This window comes from Kitasatospora sp. NPDC038210, from assembly GCF_055600605.1.
On record NZ_JBVJYK010000001.1, the window covers coordinates 861,973 to 885,954 of the forward strand.

The 23,982-nt window shown below is 74.3% G+C and carries 21 protein-coding genes and 1 pseudogene; 13 read left to right on the forward strand and 9 right to left on the reverse strand.

What is annotated here, in order from left to right; translation table 11 throughout:
- Nucleotides 1-49 precede the first annotated feature (49 nt).
- The 3 genes from ACZ7KX_RS03520 to ACZ7KX_RS03530 are packed head-to-tail and all read left to right on the forward strand — an operon-like array spanning nt 50 to nt 1,466.
- On the forward strand, nt 50-544 hold the full coding sequence (locus ACZ7KX_RS03520; protein ID WP_470325065.1) for a hypothetical protein: 495 nt from the start codon (nt 50-52) through the stop codon (nt 542-544).
- Complete coding sequence (locus ACZ7KX_RS03525) at nt 541-1,233, forward strand: class I SAM-dependent methyltransferase (RefSeq protein WP_470325066.1); 693 nt, start codon at nt 541-543, stop codon at nt 1,231-1,233. Before ACZ7KX_RS03520 ends, ACZ7KX_RS03525 begins: the two co-directional genes overlap by 4 nt.
- A gap of 17 nt (nt 1,234-1,250) precedes the next feature.
- Nucleotides 1,251-1,466 carry a hypothetical protein gene (locus ACZ7KX_RS03530; protein ID WP_470325067.1) on the forward strand — a complete coding sequence of 72 codons (216 nt, stop codon included), beginning with the start codon at nt 1,251-1,253 and terminating at the stop codon, nt 1,464-1,466.
- A 155-nt stretch (nt 1,467-1,621) separates the two neighbouring features.
- Here the strand turns inward: ACZ7KX_RS03530 and ACZ7KX_RS03535 are convergent, their stop codons facing one another.
- From ACZ7KX_RS03535 to ACZ7KX_RS03550, 4 genes are all read right to left on the reverse strand, one after another.
- Nucleotides 1,622-2,677, reverse strand: coding sequence for an SDR family oxidoreductase (locus ACZ7KX_RS03535; RefSeq protein ID WP_470325068.1), 1,056 nt, complete (start codon nt 2,675-2,677; stop codon nt 1,622-1,624).
- 93 nt (nt 2,678-2,770) lie between these two features.
- On the reverse strand, nt 2,771-3,388 hold the full coding sequence (locus ACZ7KX_RS03540) for a TetR/AcrR family transcriptional regulator (protein WP_470325069.1): 618 nt from the start codon (nt 3,386-3,388) through the stop codon (nt 2,771-2,773).
- A gap of 75 nt (nt 3,389-3,463) precedes the next feature.
- Nucleotides 3,464-4,096, reverse strand: coding sequence for a histidine phosphatase family protein (locus tag ACZ7KX_RS03545; protein ID WP_470325070.1), 633 nt, complete (start codon nt 4,094-4,096; stop codon nt 3,464-3,466).
- Between the two features lie 116 nt (nt 4,097-4,212).
- Nucleotides 4,213-5,166, reverse strand: a complete 954-nt coding sequence (locus tag ACZ7KX_RS03550) for an oxidoreductase (RefSeq protein ID WP_470325102.1) — start codon at nt 5,164-5,166, stop codon at nt 4,213-4,215.
- Nucleotides 5,167-5,231: 65 nt separating this feature from the next.
- Between ACZ7KX_RS03550 and ACZ7KX_RS03555 the strand changes: the two genes are divergently transcribed.
- A complete protein-coding gene (locus ACZ7KX_RS03555; protein ID WP_470325071.1) occupies nt 5,232-6,227 on the forward strand; it encodes an ArsR/SmtB family transcription factor in 996 nt (331 codons plus the stop codon).
- Between the two features lie 86 nt (nt 6,228-6,313).
- Nucleotides 6,314-7,204 carry a glycerophosphodiester phosphodiesterase gene (locus ACZ7KX_RS03560; protein WP_470325072.1) on the forward strand — a complete coding sequence of 297 codons (891 nt, stop codon included), beginning with the start codon at nt 6,314-6,316 and terminating at the stop codon, nt 7,202-7,204.
- Nucleotides 7,205-7,316: 112 nt separating this feature from the next.
- Here the strand turns inward: ACZ7KX_RS03560 and ACZ7KX_RS03565 are convergent, their stop codons facing one another.
- A complete protein-coding gene (locus ACZ7KX_RS03565; RefSeq protein WP_470325073.1) occupies nt 7,317-7,940 on the reverse strand; it encodes a dihydrofolate reductase family protein in 624 nt (207 codons plus the stop codon).
- Nucleotides 7,941-8,060: 120 nt separating this feature from the next.
- Between ACZ7KX_RS03565 and ACZ7KX_RS03570 the strand changes: the two genes are divergently transcribed.
- Nucleotides 8,061-9,029: a D-2-hydroxyacid dehydrogenase family protein gene (locus ACZ7KX_RS03570; RefSeq protein WP_470325074.1), complete on the forward strand. Its 969-nt coding sequence runs from the start codon at nt 8,061-8,063 to the stop codon at nt 9,027-9,029.
- Nucleotides 9,030-9,080: 51 nt separating this feature from the next.
- On the forward strand, nt 9,081-10,181 hold the full coding sequence (locus ACZ7KX_RS03575; RefSeq protein ID WP_470325075.1) for a hypothetical protein: 1,101 nt from the start codon (nt 9,081-9,083) through the stop codon (nt 10,179-10,181).
- Between the two features lie 18 nt (nt 10,182-10,199).
- Here the strand turns inward: ACZ7KX_RS03575 and ACZ7KX_RS03580 are convergent, their stop codons facing one another.
- On the reverse strand, nt 10,200-11,792 hold the full coding sequence (locus tag ACZ7KX_RS03580; protein WP_470325076.1) for a M4 family metallopeptidase: 1,593 nt from the start codon (nt 11,790-11,792) through the stop codon (nt 10,200-10,202).
- Between the two features lie 319 nt (nt 11,793-12,111).
- On the opposite strand from ACZ7KX_RS03580, the gene ACZ7KX_RS03585 reads away from it, so the two are divergent.
- Nucleotides 12,112-13,440 (forward strand): hypothetical protein, encoded by a 1,329-nt coding sequence (locus ACZ7KX_RS03585; protein WP_470325077.1) that lies wholly within the window; start codon nt 12,112-12,114, stop codon nt 13,438-13,440.
- A gap of 186 nt (nt 13,441-13,626) precedes the next feature.
- Here ACZ7KX_RS03585 and ACZ7KX_RS03590 read toward each other — a convergent pair whose 3' ends face one another.
- On the reverse strand, nt 13,627-15,726 hold the full coding sequence (locus ACZ7KX_RS03590; protein ID WP_470325078.1) for an amino acid adenylation domain-containing protein: 2,100 nt from the start codon (nt 15,724-15,726) through the stop codon (nt 13,627-13,629).
- A 178-nt stretch (nt 15,727-15,904) separates the two neighbouring features.
- Between ACZ7KX_RS03590 and ACZ7KX_RS03595 the strand changes: the two genes are divergently transcribed.
- From ACZ7KX_RS03595 to ACZ7KX_RS03615, 5 genes are all read left to right on the forward strand, one after another.
- On the forward strand, nt 15,905-16,720 hold the full coding sequence (locus ACZ7KX_RS03595; protein WP_470325079.1) for an ABC transporter ATP-binding protein: 816 nt from the start codon (nt 15,905-15,907) through the stop codon (nt 16,718-16,720).
- Nucleotides 16,721-16,847: 127 nt separating this feature from the next.
- Nucleotides 16,848-17,996: an iron uptake system protein EfeO gene (gene efeO / locus ACZ7KX_RS03600; RefSeq protein ID WP_470325080.1), complete on the forward strand. Its 1,149-nt coding sequence runs from the start codon at nt 16,848-16,850 to the stop codon at nt 17,994-17,996.
- A gap of 178 nt (nt 17,997-18,174) precedes the next feature.
- Nucleotides 18,175-19,497: an iron uptake transporter deferrochelatase/peroxidase subunit gene (gene efeB, locus ACZ7KX_RS03605; RefSeq protein ID WP_470325081.1), complete on the forward strand. Its 1,323-nt coding sequence runs from the start codon at nt 18,175-18,177 to the stop codon at nt 19,495-19,497.
- Between the two features lie 46 nt (nt 19,498-19,543).
- Nucleotides 19,544-20,389, forward strand: coding sequence for an iron uptake transporter permease EfeU (efeU, locus tag ACZ7KX_RS03610; protein WP_396553578.1), 846 nt, complete (start codon nt 19,544-19,546; stop codon nt 20,387-20,389).
- Between the two features lie 143 nt (nt 20,390-20,532).
- Nucleotides 20,533-21,192 carry a DUF4232 domain-containing protein gene (locus tag ACZ7KX_RS03615; RefSeq protein ID WP_470325082.1) on the forward strand — a complete coding sequence of 220 codons (660 nt, stop codon included), beginning with the start codon at nt 20,533-20,535 and terminating at the stop codon, nt 21,190-21,192.
- A 64-nt stretch (nt 21,193-21,256) separates the two neighbouring features.
- Here ACZ7KX_RS03615 and ACZ7KX_RS03620 read toward each other — a convergent pair whose 3' ends face one another.
- The gene (locus tag ACZ7KX_RS03620; RefSeq protein ID WP_470325083.1) at nt 21,257-23,821 is read right to left on the reverse strand and encodes an ABC transporter permease; all 2,565 of its coding nucleotides are present in this window, start codon (nt 23,819-23,821) and stop codon (nt 21,257-21,259) included.
- 76 nt (nt 23,822-23,897) lie between these two features.
- Nucleotides 23,898-23,982: pseudogene (locus ACZ7KX_RS03625) on the reverse strand (ABC transporter ATP-binding protein); the annotation flags it as partial.

Consider the following 23,982-nt stretch of genomic DNA (forward strand, 5'->3'; position numbering starts at 1 on the left):
ACGGCGGTCACGCTCCGCGTGGTGGCCGGGACTTCGTTACGCTGAGCGGGTGAGTGTGGATCACTTCTGGTGCCGCTTGCCGGGGCAGGCCGTGGACAGCTGTTCGCCCGAGGAACTCGGCGACCTCGTCCCCCGGGACCCCGACGTCCGGTACGACCGGCTGGCCGCCGCCGGGCTCGCCCTCGGGGTCCGGCGCACCGCCGTCCTGATGGAACTCGCACTCACCGAGAACGGCCTGCACCCCGACCCCGCCGCCCGGCTCCCCGTCTACGGCGGCGGGCCGCGCGAGCCCGGCACCGGGATGCCCGTGCTGCGTCCCGACCAGGTCGCGGCCGCCTCCGCGTTTCTGCGGGACTCCGCGCTCGGCGAGCTCGTCCGCCAGCAGGACAGCGTGCTCGCCCGGACGGCCGCGCACCTCGGCTACCCGGCGCCGTGGTCCGAGTCGGTGGCCGCCCGGGTCGTCAACGACCTGCGCGAACTGCGGGACTTCTTCGCCGGTGCGGCGGCCGCCGGCGACGCGGTGATCGTCCGGGAGGCGGAATGAACGACGGACCGGTCGGCGTGGCCAGGGCGGCGGGCGCGGGAGGCGCGATGGGTGCGGAAGGCACGGTGGGTGCGGTGGGTACCGGAGGCGCGCCGGGTGCGGCGGGCACGGCCGGGTACGGGGAAGCGGCCGAGCAACTCGCGGTCCAGTACGAGAGCGTGAGCTTCGCGGAGGTCCACCGCGAACTGCTGCACCTCTACCCGCCGCCACCCGCCGCCGTCCTCGACATCGGCGCCAGCACCGGCCGCGACGCCGCGGCCCTCGCCGCCCTCGGGCACCGGGTGGTGGCCGCCGAGCCGACCCCCGAACTCCGCGCCGTCGGCGAACGCCTGCACGCGGGCGCCGGTATCCGGTGGGTCGCGGACGCGCTGCCCGGACTTCCCGGGCTCGCCGCCGAGGACGAGCGCTACGACCTCGTTCTGCTCACCGCCGTCTGGATGCACCTCGCCCCCGAGGAGCGCCCACCCGCCATGGATGCCCTCACCGCTCTCCTCGCTCCCGGCGGCCGCCTGGCCCTCACCCTCCGCCACGGCCCCGTCCCGCCCGACCGCCGGATGTTCGACCTGCCGCCCGAGCCCACCGTCGCCCTCGCCGCCGAGCGCGGCCTGCGTCTGCTCCACCGCACCGCCCGCCCCGACCTGCACGGGCGGGCCGGGGTGCACTGGTCGTTGTTGGTGTTCGGGCGGTAGTCGGCCGGGGGGCGGTGGTGGGTGCGCGAGAAGTCGGGGTCGTCGACTTCTCGCGCTGTCAGTGGCCGGTCCACGGCGCGGCCCGTCCTCGCAAGGCCCTTGCCGCCAGCCTGATGGACCTCGCGCGCCTCGGCGTGGAGTTCGGCACCGAGGAGCTGCAGCGCTACGCCGAGATCGCCGCCGCCGCGGCCCGACTGGGCGCGGGTGAGGGCGGACCGGAGCGCGAGCGGTGACGGGGCGGCCGGTGCTCCGCCCCTGGTGAATGCCGCGGCGACCGGGCGCGCGTGGGAAGTCGGCCGGGTCGACTTCCCACGCCGGCGGCGGTGCACGCGCCGGCGGCGTGCACGTACGAGTCCTGCGAGCCGGGCGGGGACGGGGAGGCGGGGCCCTACCGCGTGCCGAAGTCCTCCTCGACCAGCCGGGTGGCCCACCGGGTCAGGGCGGGGACGAGGGGCGGGTGGGCGAGGCCCGCGGCGGTGGCGAGGCGGTCGGCGGAGGCGGTGTCGTAGCGGTCCTCGGAGAGGAAGGTGAGGGTCTCCGGGTCGGAGCCGGTGAGGGCGCGGGGGAGGCGGCGGACGAGGGGGACGGGGATCAGGGCGCGGGGCGGGCGGACGCCGAGGTGGGTGGCGAGCAGGGCGATCAGGTCGGGCAGGTGGGGGGTTTCGGGGTCGAGCACGGTGTGGGCCCGGACGGGCCCGTGGTCGTGATCGGGTACGGCGGCCAGGAAGCGGGCCAGGTGGTCGACGGTGACGACGGGCAGGAAGGTGCGGCGGGTGCCGGGCAGCAGGGGGAGGCGGCCGAGGTGGAGCAGGCGGACCAGCTGGGCCGGGCCGAGGTACTGGCCGGCCTCGCCGGTCCGCGAGTGGCCGATGACGCTGCTCGGGTTGACGGTGGTGAGCTGCACGCCGAGGCGGGGCGCGGTGACCCGGACGGCGGCGTCGCCGAGTTGCTTGGAGGCCTCGTACGCGCCGAGGCGGCGGTAGAGCCCGGCCGTGGTGTGCTCCGCGAGCGGGTACTGCGGGTTCGGGTCGCGGCCGACGCGGTAGCCGGAGAGGTGGACCAGGCGGCGCAGCCCGGGGCGGGTGGCGGACCACCGCAGTGCGTGCAGGGCGCCGTGCACGTTCGGGGGTTCGGCCTGGGCGCGGGTGAGGCCGAAGTCGTAGCGGGCGGCGAGGTTGTGGACGTCGCGGACCTCGGTGAGCCGGGCGTCGTCCTCGGGGGAGAGGCCGAGGCCGGGGCGGGTGAGGTCGGCGGTGACGGTGGTCAGGGCCGCGTCGTCGGCGTCGTGCTCGCGCAGCCAGTGGCGGAGGGCGAGTGCGCGGTCGGTGTCGCGGACGGCGACGGCCACGGGTTCGCCGCGGGTGAGGAGTTCGAGGGCCAGCCAGCGGCCGAGGAAGCCGGTGGCGCCGAGGACGAGCGTGCGGGGCGGCGGGGCGGACGTCATGCTGCGCTCCAGGAGTCAGGAATTCAGTAGACCGGTCTGCATATTTTTTGGGCCTGCGGAGGTGCGCCGCGCGAACGGCGGCGCACCTCCGGCTTACGCGTCGCGGTGGCCGGCCCCGCCGCGCCCGCTGTTCCCGGCGGGCTTGCCGAGCAGCTGTCGGACGGCGTACCGGGCGTGGTCCAGCGGTTCGCGGCTGCGCCGGACGGAGGCGAGCAGGACGGCGCCCTCCAGCAGGGCGAGCACCTGGCCCGCGGCGGTCTCGGCCTCGGCCGCGCCGAAGCCCTCGGCCTCCAGCCGGCCGGCGAGCACCTGCTGCCAGCTCCCGTACACCTCGGCGCAGACGGTCCGCAGCGGCTCGTTGGTGCCCGCCGTCTCCAGGGCGACGGTCGCGATCGGGCAGCCGCTGGTGTAGTCGGACTCCGCCAGGCGTCCGGCGAAGGCCTCGACCAGCCGTTCCGCGAGGTCGGCGGTGTCGGCGCCCTCGGCGGCGAGCGCGGCGAGCAGCGCCTCGACCTCCTGGCCGGCCTCGGTGAGCGCGGCCGCCACCAACTGGTCCTTGCCGCCGGGGAAGTGGAAGTAGAGCGAGCCGCGCGGCGCGCCGGTGGCGGCCACGATCCGGTTCAGACCCGTCCCGAAGTAGCCCTGCGCTTCGATCAGTTCCCTGGTGCCGGCGATCAGCCGGGCCCGGGTCTCCTCGCCCTTGACTCCCATGCGGCGATAGTAGACCGGTCTGCATATTCTGTCGACGCCGGGTTGACGGGACGTCAGCGACGTCTCCCGGGCACGTCAGCAGCGAACCGCAGGCGGGTACCCGGTCCAGCGCAGCTCCTCGGGCAGGTGGCTCTGGTCGTTAAGCAGCAGGACGGCGGGCGGCCGGCCGGGCGCGTAACGCAGCACGGTCAGGCCCGCGTTGGCGGCGTTGACGCCGAGCCAGCGCCAGTCCGGCGCGTCCAGGGCGTGCCGGACCAGCCAGCCGACCAGGAAGGCGTGCGTGACGACCAGCTCGTGCCGCTCCTCGCCGCCCGCCACCGGCCCGGTGAACCGCTCGACCGCCCGCTGCGCCAGCACCGCCCCGCTCCTGGCCTCCTCCGCCGTGGTGCCCGCGAGGAAGTCCAGGAGGAACTCCGCGCTGTCCTCGGGCAGTTCGGACCGCTCCGGCACGTGGGGGACGAAGTCCCCGGCCTCCTCGCACACCACCGGCGCCACGCCGTCCCGTTGCAGCCGCTCGGCGACCAGCCGCGCGGTCTGGGCGGCCCGGGGCAGTGGCCCGTGGTGCAGCGCCGTGATCGGCCGGCCCGCGAGCCGGCGGCCCAGCAGCTCGGCCTGCCGGCGCCCGGCGTCGGTGAGGCCGCTGTCGTCCGCGTGCGAGGCTTCGCCGTGACGGGCCAGGTAGAGGTAGCGGGTGGCGAGGTCGGTCATGCTTCGGAACTCCTCGACGGTCGGCGGATCGTGTCGTCCCGAAGCGACGCGCGACGCGCCCCACCGGTTCCGCCGATCCCGGGTGCCCGGCCGCCGCGGGCGCAGCGGGTCGGTGCTCAGCCGGTGGCGGCCTCCGCGGTGTGGGCCCCGTCCAGCAGGGCCAGCTCCTCGTCCGACAACCGCAGCGCGCCGGCCGCGATGTTGTCCTCCAGGTGCGCCACGTCGCCCGTGCCCGGGATGGCCAGGACGTGCGGGCCGCGGTGCAGGGTCCAGGCCAGGCGGACCTGCGCGGTGCTCACCCCGCGCGCCTCGGCCACCGCCCGCACCTGGGCCGGCTCGGTCCCGCCGGCGCCGTGCTGCCGTCCGGCGCCCGCGATCGCGTAGAAGGGGACGAAGGCGACGCCCTGCTCGCCGCAGAGCCGCAGCATCTCGTCCTGCCGGGACCACCCGCCGATGCCGTACGGGTTCTGCACGCAGACCACGGGCGCGATGGTCTGCGCCTCGGCGAGCTGGTGCGGGTGGACGTTCGACAGGCCGAGGTGGCGGATCAGCCCGGCCTGCCGCAACTCGGCCAGCGCACCGAAGCGTTCGGCCACCGAGTCGGTGCCGACGATCCGCAGGTTGACCACGTCGAGGTGGTCGCGGCCGAGCTGGCGCAGGTTCTGCTCGACCTGGGCGCGCAGCCGCCCGGGGGTGCGGGCGTGCTCCGCCCACGAGCCGTCGGGGTTGCGGCCCGAGCCGACCTTGGTGGCGATCACCAGGCCCTCCCGGTACGGGGCGAGCGCCCGGTTGATCAGCTCGTTCGCGGAGCGCAGCGGGGAGAAGTAGAAGTCGGCGGTGTCGATGTGGTCGACCCCGAGCTCGACCGCGCGGCGCAGCACCTGCAGGGCCTGGTCGCGGTCGCGCGGCACGGCGTGCGGGACGAGCGCGGGACCGGTCTGCGGCAGGCGCATGGCGCCGAAGCCGATGCGGTGGACGACGAGGTCGCCGAGGGTCCAGGTGCCGGAGGCGGCGGTGGTCACGGGTGCGGTGGGGGTGGTCGGGAGGGTCTCCGTAGTCATGTCCGTCATGATCGCCACGGCGCTATCCTGACCGCCAACGATTCGAACATGCCTGAATCCACGGGGGTGGGGGCTTGGCGGCCGAGCTGCTGTTCACGGCGGGAGACCTGGCGCGGATGCGCTTCGCGGTCTCGCCGATGTGGGAGGTCGGCCCGAGCCTGCGGCTGCTCGGCTCGGGGCTCGCCCACGCCGTCCACCGCCCGTGGGTGGAGCAGGTGCGGGCCCGGCTGGCGGCGCTCGGCCCGGCGTACGCGCTGCTCGCCGAGCTGGTCCCGCCCGCCGGGTACGTGCCGGACTTCATCAACCCGGTGCCCGCCGGCCCCGCCCCGACGCTGGCGCAGGAGCTGGCGGCGATCCGGTCCACCCCGGCCGAGCAGGTCCGCCGCGACCTCGACCGGCTGCGGGACGACCGGGGCGGTCGGCTCGGCCCCCGGCTGCGCGCCCTGCACGGCGACCCGGCGGGCGGGCTGGGCCGGCTCACCGAGGCGGTCGAGGCGTACTGGGAGCTGGCGCTCGCCCCGTACTGGGTGCGGATCCGCGCCGTCCTGGACGCGGACGTGCTGCACCGCGCCCGGCAGGCCGCCGAGCACGGCGCGGCGCGGGTGCTGAACGACCTGCACGCCGAACTCCGGTGGACGGAGGACACCCTGCGGCTGCGCCACCGCACCCGCCCGCTGCCGGGCCGGACGGCCGGGGCGGGCCTGCTGCTGATCCCGTCCGCTTTCGCCGGCCCGTCCCTCTACACCCGCCTCGCCCCGCCGGACCCGCTGCAGCTCGCCTACCCGGCGCGCGGCACCGGCACGCTGTGGGCGACCGCCCCGGCGGCCGGCACCGGGGCGCTGGCCGCCGTCCTCGGCCGCTCCCGCACCCGGCTGCTGACGGAGCTGGCGGCCCCGGCGTCCACGACCGAGCTCGCGCGGCGCACCGGGCTCTCGCCGTCGGCGGTGTCGCAGTACCTGACGGCCCTGCGGGACGCCCGGCTGGTCAGCGCCCACCGGGCCGGGCGGTCGGTGCTGTACGCGCGGACCGCGTCGGCGGAGGCCTTGCTGGCGCCGCTGGCCGAGGGCTGATGATCGGTTCCTCCGCCTACCGTAATGTCATCCCACTTCCCGGATGTCGGCGGCCGGATCCGCCCCGACGCCCGTAGCGTGCGGGCATGACACCCATTCGGCAGCACCAGCACCCCCGCCGTCGCCGGACCGGCCCCGTGGTCGCGCTGCTCGGGGCCGCCCTCGGCGCCGTGGCGCTCACCGGGGCACCCCTGCCGCCGTCCGCCCCGGTGGCCGACACCCCGCTGCGCCCGGGCGGCGCGCCGCCGACCGTGTACGCGCACCGCGGTGCCTCCTCCGCCGCCCCCGAGAACACCCTGGTCTCCGACGAGGTCGCCCGCCGGGCCGGCGCCGAGTGGATCGAGGACGACGTCCAGCCCAGCCGGGACGGAGTCCCGTACGTGCTGCACGACGACACCGTGGACCGCACCACCGACGGCACCGGCCGCATCCGCGACCTGACCGCCGCACAGCTGGACGCCCTGGACGCCGGCTCCTGGTTCGCCCCGTCGTACGCCGGCACCCGGCTGCCGACGCTGGCCGCCCAACTGGAGGACCTGCACACCCGCGGCGGCAGGCTGCTGCTGGAGATCAAGGGGCCGCACACCCGGGAGGAGGTCGCCCGGATCGTGCGGGAGGTGCGCGACCACGGCATGACCGACCGGGTCCTCGTCCAGAGCTTCGAGGTGGACGCGCTGCGCCTCACCCGCGAACTGGCCCCCGAGCTGCCGCTCGCCCTGCTCCGCTCCACCCTGGACGCCGACCCGGTCGCCACCGCCCGCGACCTCCGGCTGGCCGCCTACAACCCCTCGGACGACGCGCTCTCCGCGCGCCCCGGCGTGGTCCGGGAGCTGCACGCCGCCGGGGTCGCCGTCAACGTCTGGACGGTCGACCGGCCCGACCGCTGGAAGGCGCTCACGGCCGCCGGGGTGGACGGCTTCATCACCAACCGCCCGGCGGAGCTGGCCGGTTGGAGGTCCGGCACGGCCGCCGGTTAGGCCACCCGGCGTGACGGAGAGCGACACGGAAGCAGGCACCGGAGCAGGCACCGAAGCAGGCGAGGGAGTGGGCACCGGTTCCGTCCGTGAGGCCACCGGCTCCTGAGGCCGCCTACGACCGGCTGAAGTCCCCGAACGCGGCCGGCTCGGCCGGGCGGTAGCTGAGCAGCGCCGCGCCCGACGCGGTGATCCGGGAGGCGGTGAGCGCGAAGGCGGTCGGCGGCCCGCCCTCCGGGAACAGCCGGATACCCGCGCCGAGCGCCACCGGGGCGACCACCAGGTGGTACTCGTCGATCAGGCCGTGGCCCATCAGCGTGCGCGCCAGGGCGCCGCTGCCGTGGATCTGCAGTTCACCGTCACCGTCGAGGCGCTCCTTGAGCCGGGCGACCTCGGCCGGGACGTCCCCGCCGAGCAGCGTGGTGTTCGCCCAGCGGGGATCGGTGAGGGTGTGGGTGGCGACGTACTTGGGCAGGCCGTTCAGCTTGGCGGCCACCCCGTCGGCCGGATCGGTCACCCCGGGCCAGTAGGAGGCGTAGATCTCGTACGTCCGCCGCCCGAGCAGGAAGGCCTGCGGGCGTTCGAACACCTCGTCGACGAACCGGTCCGTGTCGGCGTCCAGGAAGGGCGCCAGCCACCCGCCGTGCGGGAAGCCCCCGGCGCGGTCCTCCTCGGGGCTGCCGGGGGCCTGCATCACGCCGTCGAGGGTGACGAAGGTGGTGAGGGTGAGTCTGGCCATCGCGGGTCTCCTCGGTTCCGGTGCCGGTGCATCCCCCTCCGCGGGCCAATCTGACAGACCGGCGGGCCGCAGCCGGACCCGGCACGCCGGGTGGGCGGGGCGCTCTGCCAGAGTGCGGGTATGACGATTGCGACCCTTCGCTGCGCCGTCCTGGACGACTTCCAGGGCGTCGCCACCAGCTTCGCCGACTGGTCCCCGGTCACCGACCGGGTGGCGGTGACGGCCTTCAAGATGCACTTCCGCACGGAGAAGGAACTGGCCGACGCACTGGCGGACTTCGACATCGTGGTCACCCTGCGCGAGCGGGTGCCCTTCCCGGCCTCGCTGTTCGCCCGGCTGCCGAAGCTCAGGCTGCTGGTCGCCACCGGCATGCGGAACTCGGTGATCGACCTCGCGGCCGCCGAGGCGCACGGCGTGACGGTCTGCGGCACGGCCAGCTCCGGCACCCCGCCGGTCGAGCTGACCTGGGCGCTGCTGCTCGGACTCGCGCGCGGCATCGTGGCGGAGAACACCGCGCTGCGCGAGTGCGGCCCCTGGCAGAGCACCGTCGGCGCCGACCTGCACGGACGGGTGCTCGGCGTGCTCGGCCTCGGCCGGATCGGCAGCGCGGTCGCCAGGGTCGGGCTCGCCTTCGGCATGGACGTCGTCGCCTGGAGCCGGAACCTGACCGGCGAGCGGGCCGCCGAGGCGGGCGTGCGCCGGGCGGCGACCAAGGAGGAACTGCTGAGCGGCAGCGACTTCGTCACGGTCCACCTCGCGTCGAACGAGGGCACCCGGGGGCTCGTCGGCGCGGCCGAACTCGCCCTGATGAAGCCCGGGGCCTACCTGGTCAACACCTCCCGGGCGGCCGTCGTCGACCAGGACGCGCTGCTCGCCGCACTCACTGGGGGCACGATCGCGGGCGCCGCCGTGGACGTCTTCGACACCGAGCCGCTGCCCGCCGACCACCCGATGCGCAGCGCGCCCCGGCTGCTGGCCACCCCGCACCTGGGGTACGTCTCGCAGGACAACTACCGGCGCTACTACCGCGAGGCGGTGGAGGACATCGCGGCCTTCCTGGCGGGTGAACCGATCCGCCGGCTGGGCTGACGCCTCTGACGCCTCCGCCGCCCGCAACGCCCCGGGCCGCATACTGGCCGCATGGGTGACGGCACGGCGGACCGCACGGGCGACGGCACGACGGGCGACGGCACGACGGTTGGCGGCGGTGTCCGGGCCACGGGCCGGCGCGGGGCGCTGCGGGCGGGCGCGGCGGCGCTGATCCTGGGCGCGGTGGCGGGCTGTACGAGCGGGAGCAGGCCGCCGGCGAGGGGGACGGGCCCGGGCACGCCGACGGCCGGGACAGCGACGGGGACACCGCCCGGTGCGGGAACGCCCACGGCCACCCCGGCGCCGACCGCCGTCGCCACCCCGCTGCCGCAGCCGCCGCTGTGGCAGCCCGGACCGTCCGAGATCCAGCCCGACGTGAAGCGCCGCGCCGTCGAACTCGTCGCCGCGCTGGGCGCCTGGCCGCCCGGCGGGCAGGGCGTGGAGGCGGCCCGGGCCCGGGTGGCGGCGCTCGGCCTGCCGCCCGCGCTGGCCGACCAGGCGGGCCCGCTGGCGCCACCGGCGGTCGAGGCGAGCCTGGAGGTGATCGTCGCCCAGTACGGCGGGATCCTGGCCGACTCGGCGAGCGTGCTGGTGGTGTGCCGGCAGTGGACCCGGGGCGCGGACGGCTCGGTGGCCGAGGGCGGCACCACCGTGGACGTCCGGCTGAGCCGGGCCGAGCCGCGCTGGACCGTCACCGGGCTGCACCCGGGCGTCGCGGGCCCGGCCGCCGCCGCACCGCCCCCGGCGGTCGCCCGGGTGCTGGCCGAGCCGAGGATCGAGCTGCCGCCCGAGGCGGCCGCCGATCTGCGCAGCGGCACCGTCCACGACAGCGTGCCGGAGGCGATGCTGCGGCTGGCCGGCCCGTACACGCTGTCGGTGAGCGTGGTGCGGACCGGCCACCCGCTGGACGTCTTCGGGACGACCCGGCCCAGCGACCATCCGCCGGGCCGGGCCTTCGACGTCTGGCGGATCGACGGCATGGCCGTGGTGGATCCGGCGACGCCCCGGCAGCTGATCGAGTCCTTCATGCGGGACGCGGCCGCTGCCGGTTCGTACAACGTGGGCGGCCCGGTGGCGATCGCGGGGGCCGGGAACCGGTTCTTCACCGACGACACCCACCACGACCACTGCCACATCGGGTTCGACCACTAGACGTACTGACCTCGTACGTCAGTTGACGTTGACGCCGCTCCAGGCCGCCGCCACCGCGTTGTACTCGGTGCTGCCGGCGCCGTAGAGGTCCTTGGCCGCGTTCAGCGAGGCGGCGCGGGCACCCTTGTAGTTGGTGGTGGAGGTCATGTAGACGGTCAGCGCGCGGTACCAGATCTTGGCGACCTTCTGGTTGCCGATGCCGGTCACCGTGGAGTTGTTGCAGGTGGGGCTGTTGTAGGCGAAGCCGTTGATGGTCTTGCTGCCGCTGCCCTCGCTGGCCAGGTAGAAGAAGTGGTTGCCGACGCCCGAGGAGTAGTGCACGTTCAGCTTGCCGACCGAGCTGCTCCAGCAGTCGGCCGAGGAGCCGTCCAGCGAGGGCTTGTCGAAGCGGCGCAGCCACGGCGGGGTGGACTGGTCGCTGAACAGGTAGTCGGGGGTGTCGACCTTGTTGTTGGCGTACCACTCCACCATCGTGCCGAAGATGTCGCTGGTGGACTCGTTGAGGCCGCCGGACTCGCCGCTGTAGCGCAGGTTGGCGGTGGCGCTGGTGACGCCGTGGGTCATCTCGTGGCCCATGGTGTCGAGGTCGACCTGCTCCGGGTCGTGGGAGCCGTCGCCGTCGCCGGTCATCATGCAGAAGCAGGCGTCGGACCACTGGGCGTTGTCCCAGTTGGTGCCGACGTGGACGAAGACGGTGGCGCCCTTGCCGTCGTTCTTGATGCCGTTCCGGCCGAAGGTGTTCTTGTAGTAGTCGTACGTCCAGGCGGTGTTGGCGTGGGCGTCGACGGCCGCGGTGGAGCGGTCGGTGGAGAACTTCTTCCCGTCGCCCCAGACGTTGGTGGCGCTGGTGAAGGCGGTGCCCGAGGAGGCCTTGACCGAGCCGGACGAGAGGTTGTGCGCGTCCTTGGTGACGTGGCCGCGGACCGGGTCGGTCAGGGTGTAGCCCCCGCTGACCGGGGTGGTGTCGATGGTGATCGTGCCGGTGTACTCGGAGTTTCCGGTTCCGGAGGCCTGGTGCTCGGCGTCGTAGGACTCGATCTGCTCACCGGTGGTGGCGTCGGTGACGACGACCTTGCCGGCCGGCTCGCCGTGCTCGCCGCTGCCCTCGACGGTGGTGCGCCAGGCGAGGCGGGGCGTGCCGTCGGCGGCCCAGACGACCAGCTCGGGGGTGCTGACGGCGTCCCGGACGCCCGGGGCGGCGGAGAGCGCATCGGCGGCGCCGGACTGCGCGGGCACCTTGGGGGTGGTCGTCTTCACGGCGGCGTCGTGGGCGGCCGCGCGGGTGGTGTCCTTCAACTTGCCCTTGGCGTCCTGGTGGACGACCAGGTCGCCGCCGACCACCGGCAGGCCCTGGAAGGTGCGGTCGAAGCGCACGTGCGAGGTGCCGTCGGCGTCGAGCACGACGTCCTTGAGCACGAGGTCCTGGCCGGCGCCGAAGCCGAACACCGCTGCGTTGTGGGCGACGTTGGCGCGGGCCTGGGATATCGCGGCCTCGCGCGGGTTGGGCGCGGCGGAGGCCGTGGCGGCGGGGACGGTCGCGCCGGCGAGGGCGGCGACGACCGCGACGGCTCCGGCCACGCGGGCACGGCGGAAGGAGGACGTGGGGGTCACTCGGAACTCCAGTGGGGGTTAGCTGCAGGGATAGGAGCTGGTCAGAGATTGACGGCGATCAGTCAGATGCAGCTAGAGGAAAGGTCATAACTTTGCCAAGTTGTGTCCTTGGATAGTCAAAAATGATCAGAAGTTAACAAGCGCTCCACAGCGCCGTCGTGACGATCGACTACACCCGGCGCGGCCGGCTGCACGTGGACTTCGCGCCGCACCTGCGCCCTTCCACCTCGACGCCTGCGGCCTGCGGCCCACCGACGCCGGGCTGTTGGCGCTGTGAAACCCGCGCGCCCGGCCCGGGCAGGCCCTACGCTCTCGGTCCATGGACGGATGGGTGGGGGCCTGGACCGGCGGCCGGGCCGCGGTGCACCTGGGCGACGTCGCGGACTTCAACGCGCAGTTCTTCGCCCCCGGCATGGACGCGGCGCAGCGCCTGCGCCGGCTGCGGCAGGCGCACCACTACGCCTGCCTGGCCGTCGGCTACAGCCCCGAGCCGGCCGTGCTGGTGCTGCCCGCCGAGGTCGCCCCGGAGTGGACCGACTGGCTGGCCCGGGAGTTGGCCTGGGGGCCGGTCGAGGTGTACAGCGGCGTGGCACCGGACGACACGGTGGCCGAGGCGCTCGCCGCCCGCCCCGCACTGACCGCGCGGATCGCCGACTCCGGCCACCCGGTGGTGCGGTGGGGACGGACGCCCGCCCAGGGGGAGGGGCCCGAGCTGACGGCCGTCCGCCGCTACGAGTCCAAGGCCGCCGCGCACGACCTGTTCGCCGCCCTCGCCCCCGGGTACCCGGACATCCGCCTGCCGCGCCAGGAGCGCCCCGACGGCCGGCGCCGGGCCGCCCGCCGGCTGACCGCCCGCGCCGCCCGGGGGCTGACCACCGTCCTGAAGAGCCCGCACGGTGTGGGCGGCTACGGCACCGTCGTGGTCGAGCCCGCCGAGTTGTTCGCCGCGGGCGGCGGCCGGGCCCTGCTGCGCCGCCTGGTCCGCACCGAGGTCCTGCCGTCCGACGGCGCGCTACTGCTGGAGGAGTACGTCTCCCCGGGCCCGGCCGCCCGGCTGCGCGACCTCACCCACGACGCCGTCGTCGGCCCGGACGGCACCGTCCACCCCGTCGGCGCGGGCGCCATGGACGTGGCCGGCACCCGCTACCAGGGCGTCACCGTCGGCCCCGGCGCGGTGCCGCAGGGCGCAGCCGCGACCGCCCGCCGCTTCACCCTGGCCGTGGGCGAGCGGCTGGCCGCCGACGGCTACCGCGGCTGGTACGACGTCGACTTCGTCACCGACCGCGAGCGCCGGCTCGCCCCCACCGAGATCAACCTGCGGCTCACCGGGCCGGCCGTCGCCTTCGTGCTGGCCGCCCGGCTCGACGCGGTCCGCGGACCGGGCCACCTGGTGCGCACCCTGGACGGCATGCCGCTCGGCGCCCGGCTCGCCCCGGCGGCGCTGCACGACCACCTGCAGCGGCTGCGGCCGCGCTGCGCCCGGCTCGGCGTCACCCTGCTGCCGCTGATCCCGACGGCCTGCCACGAGCCGGAGCCCGTCGTCGGTCTCGCCCTCGCCGGGCCGGACGTCGAGGCGCTGGACGCGGCCGAGGCACTGGTCGCCGCCGCCAACCACGGGCTGGCCGGCATGTTCGAGGCGCTCAGGTGAACCTCCGTCACCCGCGGCGCGCCGCCACCACCTCTTCCGCACGTCACCCGCGGCCGGCGGACACCACCTCTTCCGCACGTCACCCGCGGCCGGCGGACACCACCTCTCCCGCACGTCACCCGCGGCCCGCCGGCACCACCTCTTCCGCACGTCACCCGCGGCCGGCGGACACCCCCGTTCCCGCCGTCACCCCTTCCCGACCGGCGGACGCCAGACCACGAACCGCACCAGCACCAGCGCCGCGAGCATCAGCGGGATGTTGAACGCGAACACCAGCGCCGTCTCCCGCGGCCAGTCGGTGGCCCTGGTGATCCGGTACAGGTTGTCCTGCGGCCACCAGTTGACGAGCAGCCAGGTGAGAGCCAGGTGGGTCAGCACCGACAGCCGCTGCGGCCTGCCCAGCCGCCGGACGGCGTCCAGGCCGACGCAGAAGTAGACGAACCCGGCGCCGAAGGCCAGGTTCTCGCAGAGGTAGAGCAGCCGGAAGAAGTTGCTGTAGGGGGCGGGGACTCCGGTGAGGTCGGTCGAGCCGGGGAAGAGGATGTCGGTCGTCACCCACGCGCCCCCCGCGAACACCAGCACGCAGAGGACCGCCGCGCAGCCGTTCGTGAAGGCCGCGTCACCGCCGGAGCCGCCCCCGGCCTTGCCGCCGCCCTTCCGGGATCCGGCCTTCCCCGAACGCGCCGCCGGGCGCGGGGCGGTGTGCTCCGGCGGGGCGGGCAGCGGCAGCGCCGCGCGGTCCAGCTTGCCCGCCCGGGTGCGCGGCAGCTCGGACACCGGGACGACCGCCGCGGGAGCCTCCCCGGCCGGCAGCTCCGCCGCCAGGTGCTGCGAGAGCGACCAGCCGTCCGCGCCCTCGCCTCCCGGCTCCGCCACGGCGTAGCCGACCAGCCGGCGCTGCCCCGGCCGCAGGTCCACCTCCACCACGGCGGCCTCCCGCACCGCGGGGTGCGAGCGCAGCACTCCCTCGGCCCGGGCCGCCGCCACCACGCGGGAGACCACCGAGCTCTTCCGGGCCTGCGGGACCGGACCGAGCGCGTTGGCGGCCCGGCCGACGAACTCCAGCACGCCGTCCGGCCGCAGCCGACCGACGTCCCCGGTCAGCAGCACCCGCCCGTCCGGGTCGAAGTCCGCCCGGACGAAGCGGCGCCCGGTCTCCTCGGGCCGGTCGAGGTAGCCGCGGGTCAGGCCGCTGCCGCTGATCGCGATCTCCCCGGCCGTCCCGGGCTCGGCGGGGGTGCCGTCCGGGCCGAGCACGTACACCCGGGTGCCGGGGAAGGGGCGGCCCACCAGTGAGACCCGCTCGGCGCCGTCGGCGGCGGCCGTGCCCCGCACGTCGAAGTAGGTGCTGTCCACGGTGGCCTCGGCCAGGCCGTACACGTTCAGCACCCGGGCCCGCTCGCCGAGCAGCCGCTGCAGGCCCAACTGCTCGTCCAGGTACCACTTCTCGGCGCCCACGGTGAGCAGCCGCACCCCGGGCAGGCCCTCGCCGGTCTCCGCCAGCCGGGCGGTCAGCCGGCGCGCGGTGCGGACGTTCAGCTCCAGGACGGTGATCCGCTCGGCGGCCACCAGGGCGGGCAGCGCGCCGAGGTCGACGGTGCGGTCCAGGGTGAGGTTGAACGGCGTGACCACCAGGGTGGCGCCGGTGCCCAGGGCCCGGACCCAGTCGGCGGTGAAGACGTCGAACTCCAGGCTCGCCGTCTGCAGGATCCGGTCCTCGGCGGTCAGCCCGTACACCTCGCGCCAGCCCTCGTACGCCGCCAGCAGGTTGCGGTGCTCGACCAGCGCGCCGACGGGCAGGCCGGTGGAGCCGGAGGTGTAGAAGACGCAGGCCGGGTCCTGCGGCGCGACCTCGGGCGGCTCGAACGGCGCCACCGCGGGCGCGGCCGTGTCCACGCAGACCGGCGCCGCCCCGCTCGCGTCCGCGAGCCGCACCCGGTGCACCTCCTCGGTCACCACCACGTCCGGCGACGCGTCGGCCAGCACGTGCCGCAGCAGCGCGTCCGGCGCGCTCGGCTCCAGCGGCACGTACGCCGCGCCCGTCTTCAGCACCGCCAGCAGCGCCACGTACACCTCGGTGCCCCGGCCGAGCGCCACCGCAGCCCGGCCGCCCGGGGCCAGGCCGTGCTCCGCCAGGACGGCGGCCAGGCGCTGCGCCCGCCCGTCCAGCTCGCCGTACGTCAGCTCGCGCTCACCGCAGCGCACGGCCACCGCCGCCGGCGCCCGGCGCGCCTGCTGCTCGACCAGCCCGTGCAGGGTCCCGGCCCGTTGCGTGTCCACGCTCATCCCGCCTCCCCCTCGTCCCCTCGGAGGCACGATCCTCCTCCCAACTCCCTTCGGGCAACAGGGTTATGGCGGGTCCACCCTGCGGACGGCCACGCCCGCCCCGGGCCGACGGTTGTACTCTGCACGCGGACGGACGGCACCGGGCCCGTCCGGTGCCGTGATCGGAGACACCCACCCCATGAGCCAGCCCTTCGACGGCCCGCTGCTGCGCACCCGGGACGTGGACGTCGTGCGCGACGGCCGGTACCTGCTGCGCGGGATCAGCCTGGAGATCCAGCCGGGCGAGCACTGGGCGCTGCTCGGCCCAAACGGGGCGGGCAAGTCCACCCTGCTCGCCCTGCTCGGCGCCGTCTCCCACCCCACCCACGGCGAGGTCGACGTGCTCGGCCGCCGGCTCGGCCGGGTCGACGTCCGCGAGCTGCGCGCCCACCTCGGGCACGTCAACCCGCGCCACCCGCTGCGCTCGCCGCTGACCGTCCGGGAGGTGGTGCTCACCGGGCACACCAACACCATCGAGCCGGAGCTGCACCGCAAGCCGGCCCCCGAGGTGCTGGAGCGGGCCGACCGGCTGATCGAGACGCTCGGCATGAGCGCGATGGCCGGGGCGCCGTGGACCACCCTCTCCCAGGGCGAGCGCGGCCGGGCCCTGATCGCCCGCGCCCTGATGCCCAGCCCCCGCCTGCTGCTGCTCGACGAACCCGCCACCGGGCTGGACCTCACCGCCCGAGAGCTGCTGCTGGACAGCCTGGACCTGCTGCGCCACCAGCACCCGGACCTGGCGAGCGTGCTGGTGACCCACCACCTGGAGGAACTGCCGGAGAGCACCACCCACGCCCTGCTGCTGCGCTGCGGCGAGTGCGTCGCGGCCGGGCCGGTGGACGAGGTGATGACCACCGGTCTGATCAGCGAGACCTTCGGCCACCCGATCCGGATCGGCCGCCACGAGGGCCGCTGGAGCGCGCGGGCCGCCGCCCGCCGGACACCGGGAAGGTAACGGTTCAGGGGGTGGGTGTAGACGCTGGGACATCCATACGTAAGGTATGCCTTAGCTAACGACGGGGCTCGCCCCGCCGACCCCGCAATGCCGTGGCACTCCCATGCCCTTTTCCGTTGGAGCACCCATGTCCGCCCGTCGCCGTTCCACCGCAGCAGCGCTGCTCACCCTCGCCGTGGCGACCGCTACCCTGGCCGGCTGCTCGTCCAAGAAGGACGACAAGGCGAGCTCCTCCGACGCCGTCAAGGTCAACGCCACCGACAGCGCGTGCGAGGTCTCCAAGACCACCTTCCCGGCCGGCCACGTCGTGCTGGACATCAGCAACAAGGGCTCCAAGACCACCGAGGTCTACGTCTACGGCGACGGTGACAAGATCATCACCGAGCGCGAGAACATCGGCCCGGGGACCAAGGCCAGCATCAACGCCGAGATCAAGGCCGGCTCGTACGAGGTCGCCTGCAAGCCCGGCATGGTCGGCGACGGCATTCGCCAGAAGATCACCGTCACCGGCGAGGGCGGCAGCGCCGCGCCCGCCGACCCGCGCCTGGCCGCGGCCGTCGACTCGTACCGCACGTACGCCCAGGAGCAGGCCGACGCGACCGTCCCGGCCGTCCAGGCCTTCGCCGACGCGATCAAGGCCGGCGACCTGGAGAAGGCCAAGTCGCTGTACGCGGCCTCGCGCACCGGCTGGGAGCGCACCGAGCCGGTCGCCGAGAGCTTCGGCGACGTCGACCCCAAGACCGACACCCGCGAGGACAAGGTCGAGGCGGGCCAGCAGTGGACCGGCTGGCACAAGCTGGAGAAGTCGCTCTGGGCGGACGCCAGGATCGGCGACGACGAGAAGAAGCTCGCCGACCAGCTGGTCAACGACCTCAAGGACTGGCAGGCGAAGATCCCCGCCGCCGAGATCACCGCGACCAGCATGGCCAACGGCGCCAAGGAGCTGCTGGACGAGGTCGCCACCAACAAGATCACCGGTGAGGAGGACCGCTACAGCCACACCGACCTGGCCGACTTCCAGGCCAACGTCGAGGGTGCGCAGAAGGCCTACGAGCTGCTGAAGCCGGTCGCCTCCGAGAAGGACCCGGAGCTGGCCAAGACGCTGGACTCCGAGTTCGCCGCCATCAACGCCCTGCTCGCCAAGTACAAGCAGGCCGACGGCACCTTCACCTCCTACGACAAGGTGACCGAGGCCGAGCGCAAGACCTTCTCCGACGCGGTCAACTCGCTGGGCGAGCCGCTGTCGAAGCTGGCCGCCGCCGTGGTCGTCAAGTAACCGGCCCCGCGCCCACCCCACGACGCCGTGGCGGCCCCGACCGGCCGCCACGGCATCCGTGAGCCGGCCCACCGGCCCGGCCCGCGGATCGGCGCAGGTCAGCACCACGCGCAGGGTCAGCACCACCAGCAGTTCAGTACCCCCGAGCAGTTCAGTACCGAGAAGGGCCCGCCCGCCGATGGACGCCGAGAACGAGCAGCAGACCGGAACGCCGGCCGCCACCGACGCCACCGCCACCGACACCGCCGCGACCAAGGGCGCGGTCAGCCGGCGCGCCGTCATCGGCTGGGCCGGCGCGGGCGTCGCGCTCGGTGCCGCCGCCGTCGGCTCGGTCGCCGCCGCCACCAAGCAGGACGACGCCGCCCCGGCGGCCGCCGCGGCCCCGGCCGGCGCCGAGGTGCCGTTCTACGGCGACCACCAGTCCGGCATCGCCACCCCCGTCCAGGACCGCCTGCACTTCGCCGCCTTCGACGTGTCCGAGAAGGCCACCCGCGAGTCGCTGGTCAAACTGCTCAAGGACTGGACCAAGGCGGCCGCCGCGATGACCGGCGGCCGCGAGGTCGGCACCGGCGCCGCCACCGGCCTGCCCGAGGCCCCGCCCGACGACACCGGCGAGGCCCTCGGCCTGCCCGCCTCCCGGCTCACCCTCACCATCGGCTTCGGCCCGAGCCTGTTCGACAAGGACGGCGTGGACCGCTTCGGCCTGCAGGCCAAGCGCCCCGAGGCCCTGATCGACCTGCCGGGCTTCAAGGGCGACAAGCTCGACCCGAACCGCAGCGGCGGCGACATCTGCATCCAGGCCTGCGCCGACGACCCGCAGGTCGCCGTGCACGCGATCCGCAACCTGGCCCGCATCGGCATGGGCACCGTCAGCATCCGCTGGTCCCAGCTCGGCTTCGGCAAGACCTCCTCCACCACCCCGGACGCGCAGACCCCGCGCAACCTGATGGGCTTCAAGGACGGCACCCACAACATCGCGGGCACCGACACGGCGAAGCTCGCCGACCACGTCTGGGCCGCCCCCGGCGACGGCCCCGAGTGGATGACCGGCGGCTCGTACCTGGTCGCCCGGCGCATCCGGATGCACATCGAGACCTGGGACCGCACCTCGCTCAAGGAGCAGGAGGACGTCTTCGGCCGCACCAAGGGCGAGGGCGCCCCGTACGGCAAGGCCAAGGAGCACGACGCGCCCGACCTCAAGGCGATGCCCGCGGACTCGCACGTCGCGCTCGCCCACCCGGACGCCAACAACGGCCTGATGATCCTGCGCCGCGGGTTCTCCTTCACCGACGGCACCGACGGCCTCGGCCGCCTGGACGCCGGCCTGTTCTTCCTCGCCTACCAGCGCGACACCCGCAAGGCCTTCGTGCCGCTGCAGACCCGCCTGGCGTCGAGCGACAAGCTCAACGAGTACATCCAGCACGTCGGCTCCGCCCACTTCGCCTGCCCGGCGGGCGTGCGCAAGCCGGGGGAGTGGTGGGGCCAGGCCCTGTTCGGCTGACCCGCCGCCACCCCCGTACGTACCACCTCACCCCCCAGGAGCCCGCGTGTTCGGCAACTACCTGATCGGCCTGCGCGAAGGTCTCGAAGCCAGCCTGGTCGTCTGCATCCTGATCGCCTACCTGGTCAAGACCGAGCGCAAGGACAAGCTGCCGCCGGTCTGGCTCGGCGTCGGCGCGGCCGTGGTGCTCTCGATGGCGTTCGGCGCGGTGCTGCAGTTCGGCTCCTCGCAGCTCACCTTCGAGGCCCAGGAGGCGCTCGGCGGCTCGCTGTCGGTCATCTCGGTCGGCCTGGTGACCTGGATGGTGTTCTGGATGCGGCGCACCGCCCGGCACCTGAAGACCGAGCTGCACGGCAAGCTGGACGCGGCGCTCGCGATGGGCACCACGGCCCTGGTGGTCACCTCCTTCCTGGCCGTCGGCCGCGAGGGCCTGGAGACCGCGCTGTTCATCTGGTCGGCCGTGCAGGCCACCGGTGACGGCTGGAACCCGCTGATCGGCGCCGCGCTCGGCCTGCTCACCTCGGTGGTGCTCGGCTGGCTGTTCTACCGCGGCGCGCTGAAGATCAACCTGGCCAAGTTCTTCACCTGGACCGGCGCCATGCTGGTCGTGGTCGCGGCCGGCGTCCTCGCGTACGGCGTGCACGACCTGCAGGAGGCCGGCTGGCTGCCCGGCCTGCACAGCCTGGCCTTCGACATCTCCAGCACCGTCCCGAAGGACAGCTGGTACGGCACCCTGCTGAAGGGCGTGTTCAACTTCCAGCCCGACCCGACGGTGCTGCAGCTGGTCGTCTGGGTGCTCTACCTCACCCCGACCCTGGCCGTCTTCTTCAACCTCCTCGGCGGCGACAAGGGCAAGCCCGCCCGGCCCGTCACCGCCACCCCGGCCGCCTGACCCGGCGTTCCGCCCCCGACCGCCCCGCCCGGCACCCGCCGGGCGGGGCGGTTTCGTCATGAGTGCGTCACAGCCGGAACCGCACCGGTCCCGGGCGTCGTGGTGCGGGGCGGAAACACCGACCGTTCACCCGTGGGGGGACCATGACCGTTCGCAGGCCTGCCAGGACCGCCGCCGCCGGGCTGACGGCGCTCGCCGCAGCCGTGCTGCTGACCGCGTGCAACGACGACGCCGGGGCGGGCGCGCAGCCGGCGCCGACGGTGACCGTCACCGGGGTGGCGTCCGCGCAGCCGACGAGCGGCGACAAGGCGACCGGCCCCGGGGCGACGCCGACCGGGCCGATGGTGACGCAGTCGGCCGGCGCGCGCTGCAGGGCCGACGAGCTCACCGCCACCGTCCAGCTCCAGGACGCCGGTTCGGCCATGGTGATGGTCACCAACAAGGGCGGCCGCAGCTGCACCCTGTTCGGTTACCCGGGCTACGGCGGGCTGCGGGCCGACAACAGCGCGGACACCCTGGCCGTCAAGCGGGAGCCGCACCCCGGGCCGCCCACGGCGATCACCCTGAAGCCGAAGACGACCGCCTTCTCCGGCCTCAAGTGGAGCTCCTGCGACAAGGCCGACCCGACCTGCCACGTGATCGCCGGCCTGCAGCTCACCCCGCCGGACGAGACCAAGCAGCTGACCGCCGAGGTGCTCGGCCTCGACGGCAAGCCGGTCCTCCAACTGCTCGTCTCCGCCCAGGGCCTGACCACCGGCAGCCTGCAACCCTCCAACCAGGGCGTGGTGTTCGCCGGGCCGTGACACGACGGAGCCCCCGGGGCGGTCCGTACGGACCACCCCGGGGGCTCCTGGCGTACCGCCCCGGCTACTCGCTCTTGATGGCGCCCAGGATGTCCAGCTTCGCCGCCTTGAAGGCGGGCCAGAGGGCGGCCAGCAGACCGATCACGGCGGCCGCGAGCAGGAAGCCGGCGACCTGGACCGGCGGCACCACGGTGGTGATGCCCTTGACGTCGTCCGCCAGCGTGCGGACACCGGCCCACGCGACCAGGACGCCCAGGCCGATCCCGACCAGTCCGCCGAACAGTGCGATCAGCAGGGACTCCAGGCGGACCATCCGCCGGATGCCGAGCCGGTCCAGGCCGATCGCCCGCAGCATGCCGATCTCCCGGCGGCGCTCGAACACCGACATCGCCATGGTGTTGACGACACCGAGCACCGCGATGACCACGGACATGCCGAGCAGCCCGTACATCATGTTCAGGATCCCGTTGAGCATCTGGCGGTTCTCCGCCTTGATGTCCTTCTCGCCCTTGACGGCGATCAGCGGGTTGCCGCCGGTGGCGTCGCGCACCGCCTGCTTCAGCTCCCCGGTCGGGCCGTTCGCGCCCTTGACCAGGACCTTGTCCAGTCCGGAGCCGGGCAGGGCGTGCGGGCCGACGACGGCGTCGGGGGCGACGATCCCGGCCAGCACCGAGTTGTGCTCGATGACGGCGCCGACGGTCAGCGAACCCTTGCTGCCGTCCGGGTAGGTGACGGCGAGGGCCTCGCCGACCCGGTACCGGCTCTGGCCGGAGCTGCCCGCGCTCACCATCAGCTTGCCCTCCTTGAGGGCGTCCGCGGAGCCGTCCTTGACCTTCACGGTGACCAGCCGGTCGATGGTGGTGGCGTCGACCGCCGTCACCCAGTCGCTGTCCGAGCCGTCCGCGCCGGTCTCCACCGGGACGGTGCGCACCACGCTCGTCGCGGTGACGCCGGGCGCCTTGGCGATCTGGGTGGAGACCTCGGGGGAGAGCATGGAGAAGTTCTCCATGGTGACCGCGTAGTCGGCCTTGAGGTCGTTCGCGGCCGCGTCGTCCACGGCCTTGTTCACCGAGGCACCGATCACCGTCAGCGAGGTGATCAGGGTGACGCCGATGGTGAGCGCCGAGGCCGTGGCGGCGGTGCGGCGCGGGTTGCGGATGGCGTTCTCCTTGGCCAGCTTGCCCGGAGTGCCGTACAGGGCGCGCAGCAGCGGCGCGAACAGGTTGATCAGCGGCCGGGACAGCAGCGGGGTCAGGACGAACACGCCGATCAGCAGCGCGCCCGCGCCGAGGCCGACCGTCTTGACCTCCTTGCCGGCCACGCCCGCCGCCAGCGCACCCGCGCCGGCCAGGGCGAAGAGCAGGCCGATCGTGTTGCGGATCACCAGGCTCTTCTGGGTGGCGGGCTGCTCGGCCGAGCTCATCGCCGCCACCGGGGCGATCCGGGAGGCACGGCGGGCGGGCAGCCAGGCGGCCAGCACCGTCACCAGCACGCCGACCGCGATCGCGGCGACGACCGTGCTCGGGGCGATGATCAGCGGGCCGTCCGGCAGGTTGGCGTCCATCGGGCCGTTGAGGAACGACTTGAGGCCGACGGCGATCCCGATGCCGGCCAGCAGACCGGCCACCGACGCCGTGAGGCCCACCAGGAACGCCTCGATCAGCACCGAGCGGGTGATCTGGCGCCGGGTCGCGCCGACGGCGCGCAGCAGGGCCAGTTCCTTGGTGCGCTGGGCGACCAGCATGGTGAAGGTGTTGGCGATGATGAAGATGCCGACGAACAGGGCGATGCCCGCGAAGGCCATCAGGAAGGTGCTCAGGAACTTGGTGCCCTGCTTGATCATCCGGTCCTGCTCGGCGGCGAGCTCGCGGCCGGTCCGGGCCTCGATGTTGTCGCCCTGCGGGACGGCCTGCTTGACGGCGCCGAGCAGCGCGTCGTCGTCGGTGCCCGGCTTGGCCTTGACGTCCAGCTCGGCGAAGCGGCCCGGGCTCAGGTAGAGCTGCTGGGCGGTGGCGGTGTCGAAGGCGGCGAGCGAGCCGCCGGCCGACACCCGCGGGTCGTTGGTGCGCAGGGTGCCGGTGAGCTTGAGCTCCATCACCGGGCCGTTGACGGCGACCCGGACGGTGTCGCCGACCTTGTAGCCGCCCTTGTCGGCGGTCTTGGCGTCCAGGGCGATCTCGGTGGCGCTCTTCGGGCCGCGGCCCTCGACCAGCGGGTAGCGCGGGTCGGTTCCGTCGGCGCCCGGCACGTAGTTGGTGCCGGTGGTGGAGAAGCCGTTGCCGATCAGTGCGCCCTTCTTGTCGGCGATGCCGGCGAAGCCGCTCACCACGCCGCGCGCGTCGGCGACGCCCGGCAGCGCGGCGACCTTGGCACGGGACTCCTCGGTGAGGGTCGGGCCGGTGGTGACCCGGGCGCCGTGGTCGTAACCGCGGAAGCCGGCCTCGTTGTCGCTGACCGTGACGGCGATGTCGGTGTAGCTCTTGGAGTTCTGGGTCCTGAGCGCCTCGCCGAGGGTGTCGGAGAAGACAAGCGTGCCGGCGACGAAGGCGGTGCCGAGCATGACGGCCAGCGTCGTCATCAGAAGTCGGCCCTTGTGGGCCAGCACATTGCGCAATGCGGTGCGGAACATGAGGGGTTGTCAGTCCTGGGGTGCTCGTGGGGACGGGTGGCTTCGGTACCTCGGGCGGCTCACGGCCGGCGGGGTGTCAGCTGGTGCGGCCCTTGGCGTCGAAGCGGCGCATGCGGTCCAGGACGGTGTCGGCGGTGGGGTGGTGGAGTTCGTCGACGATG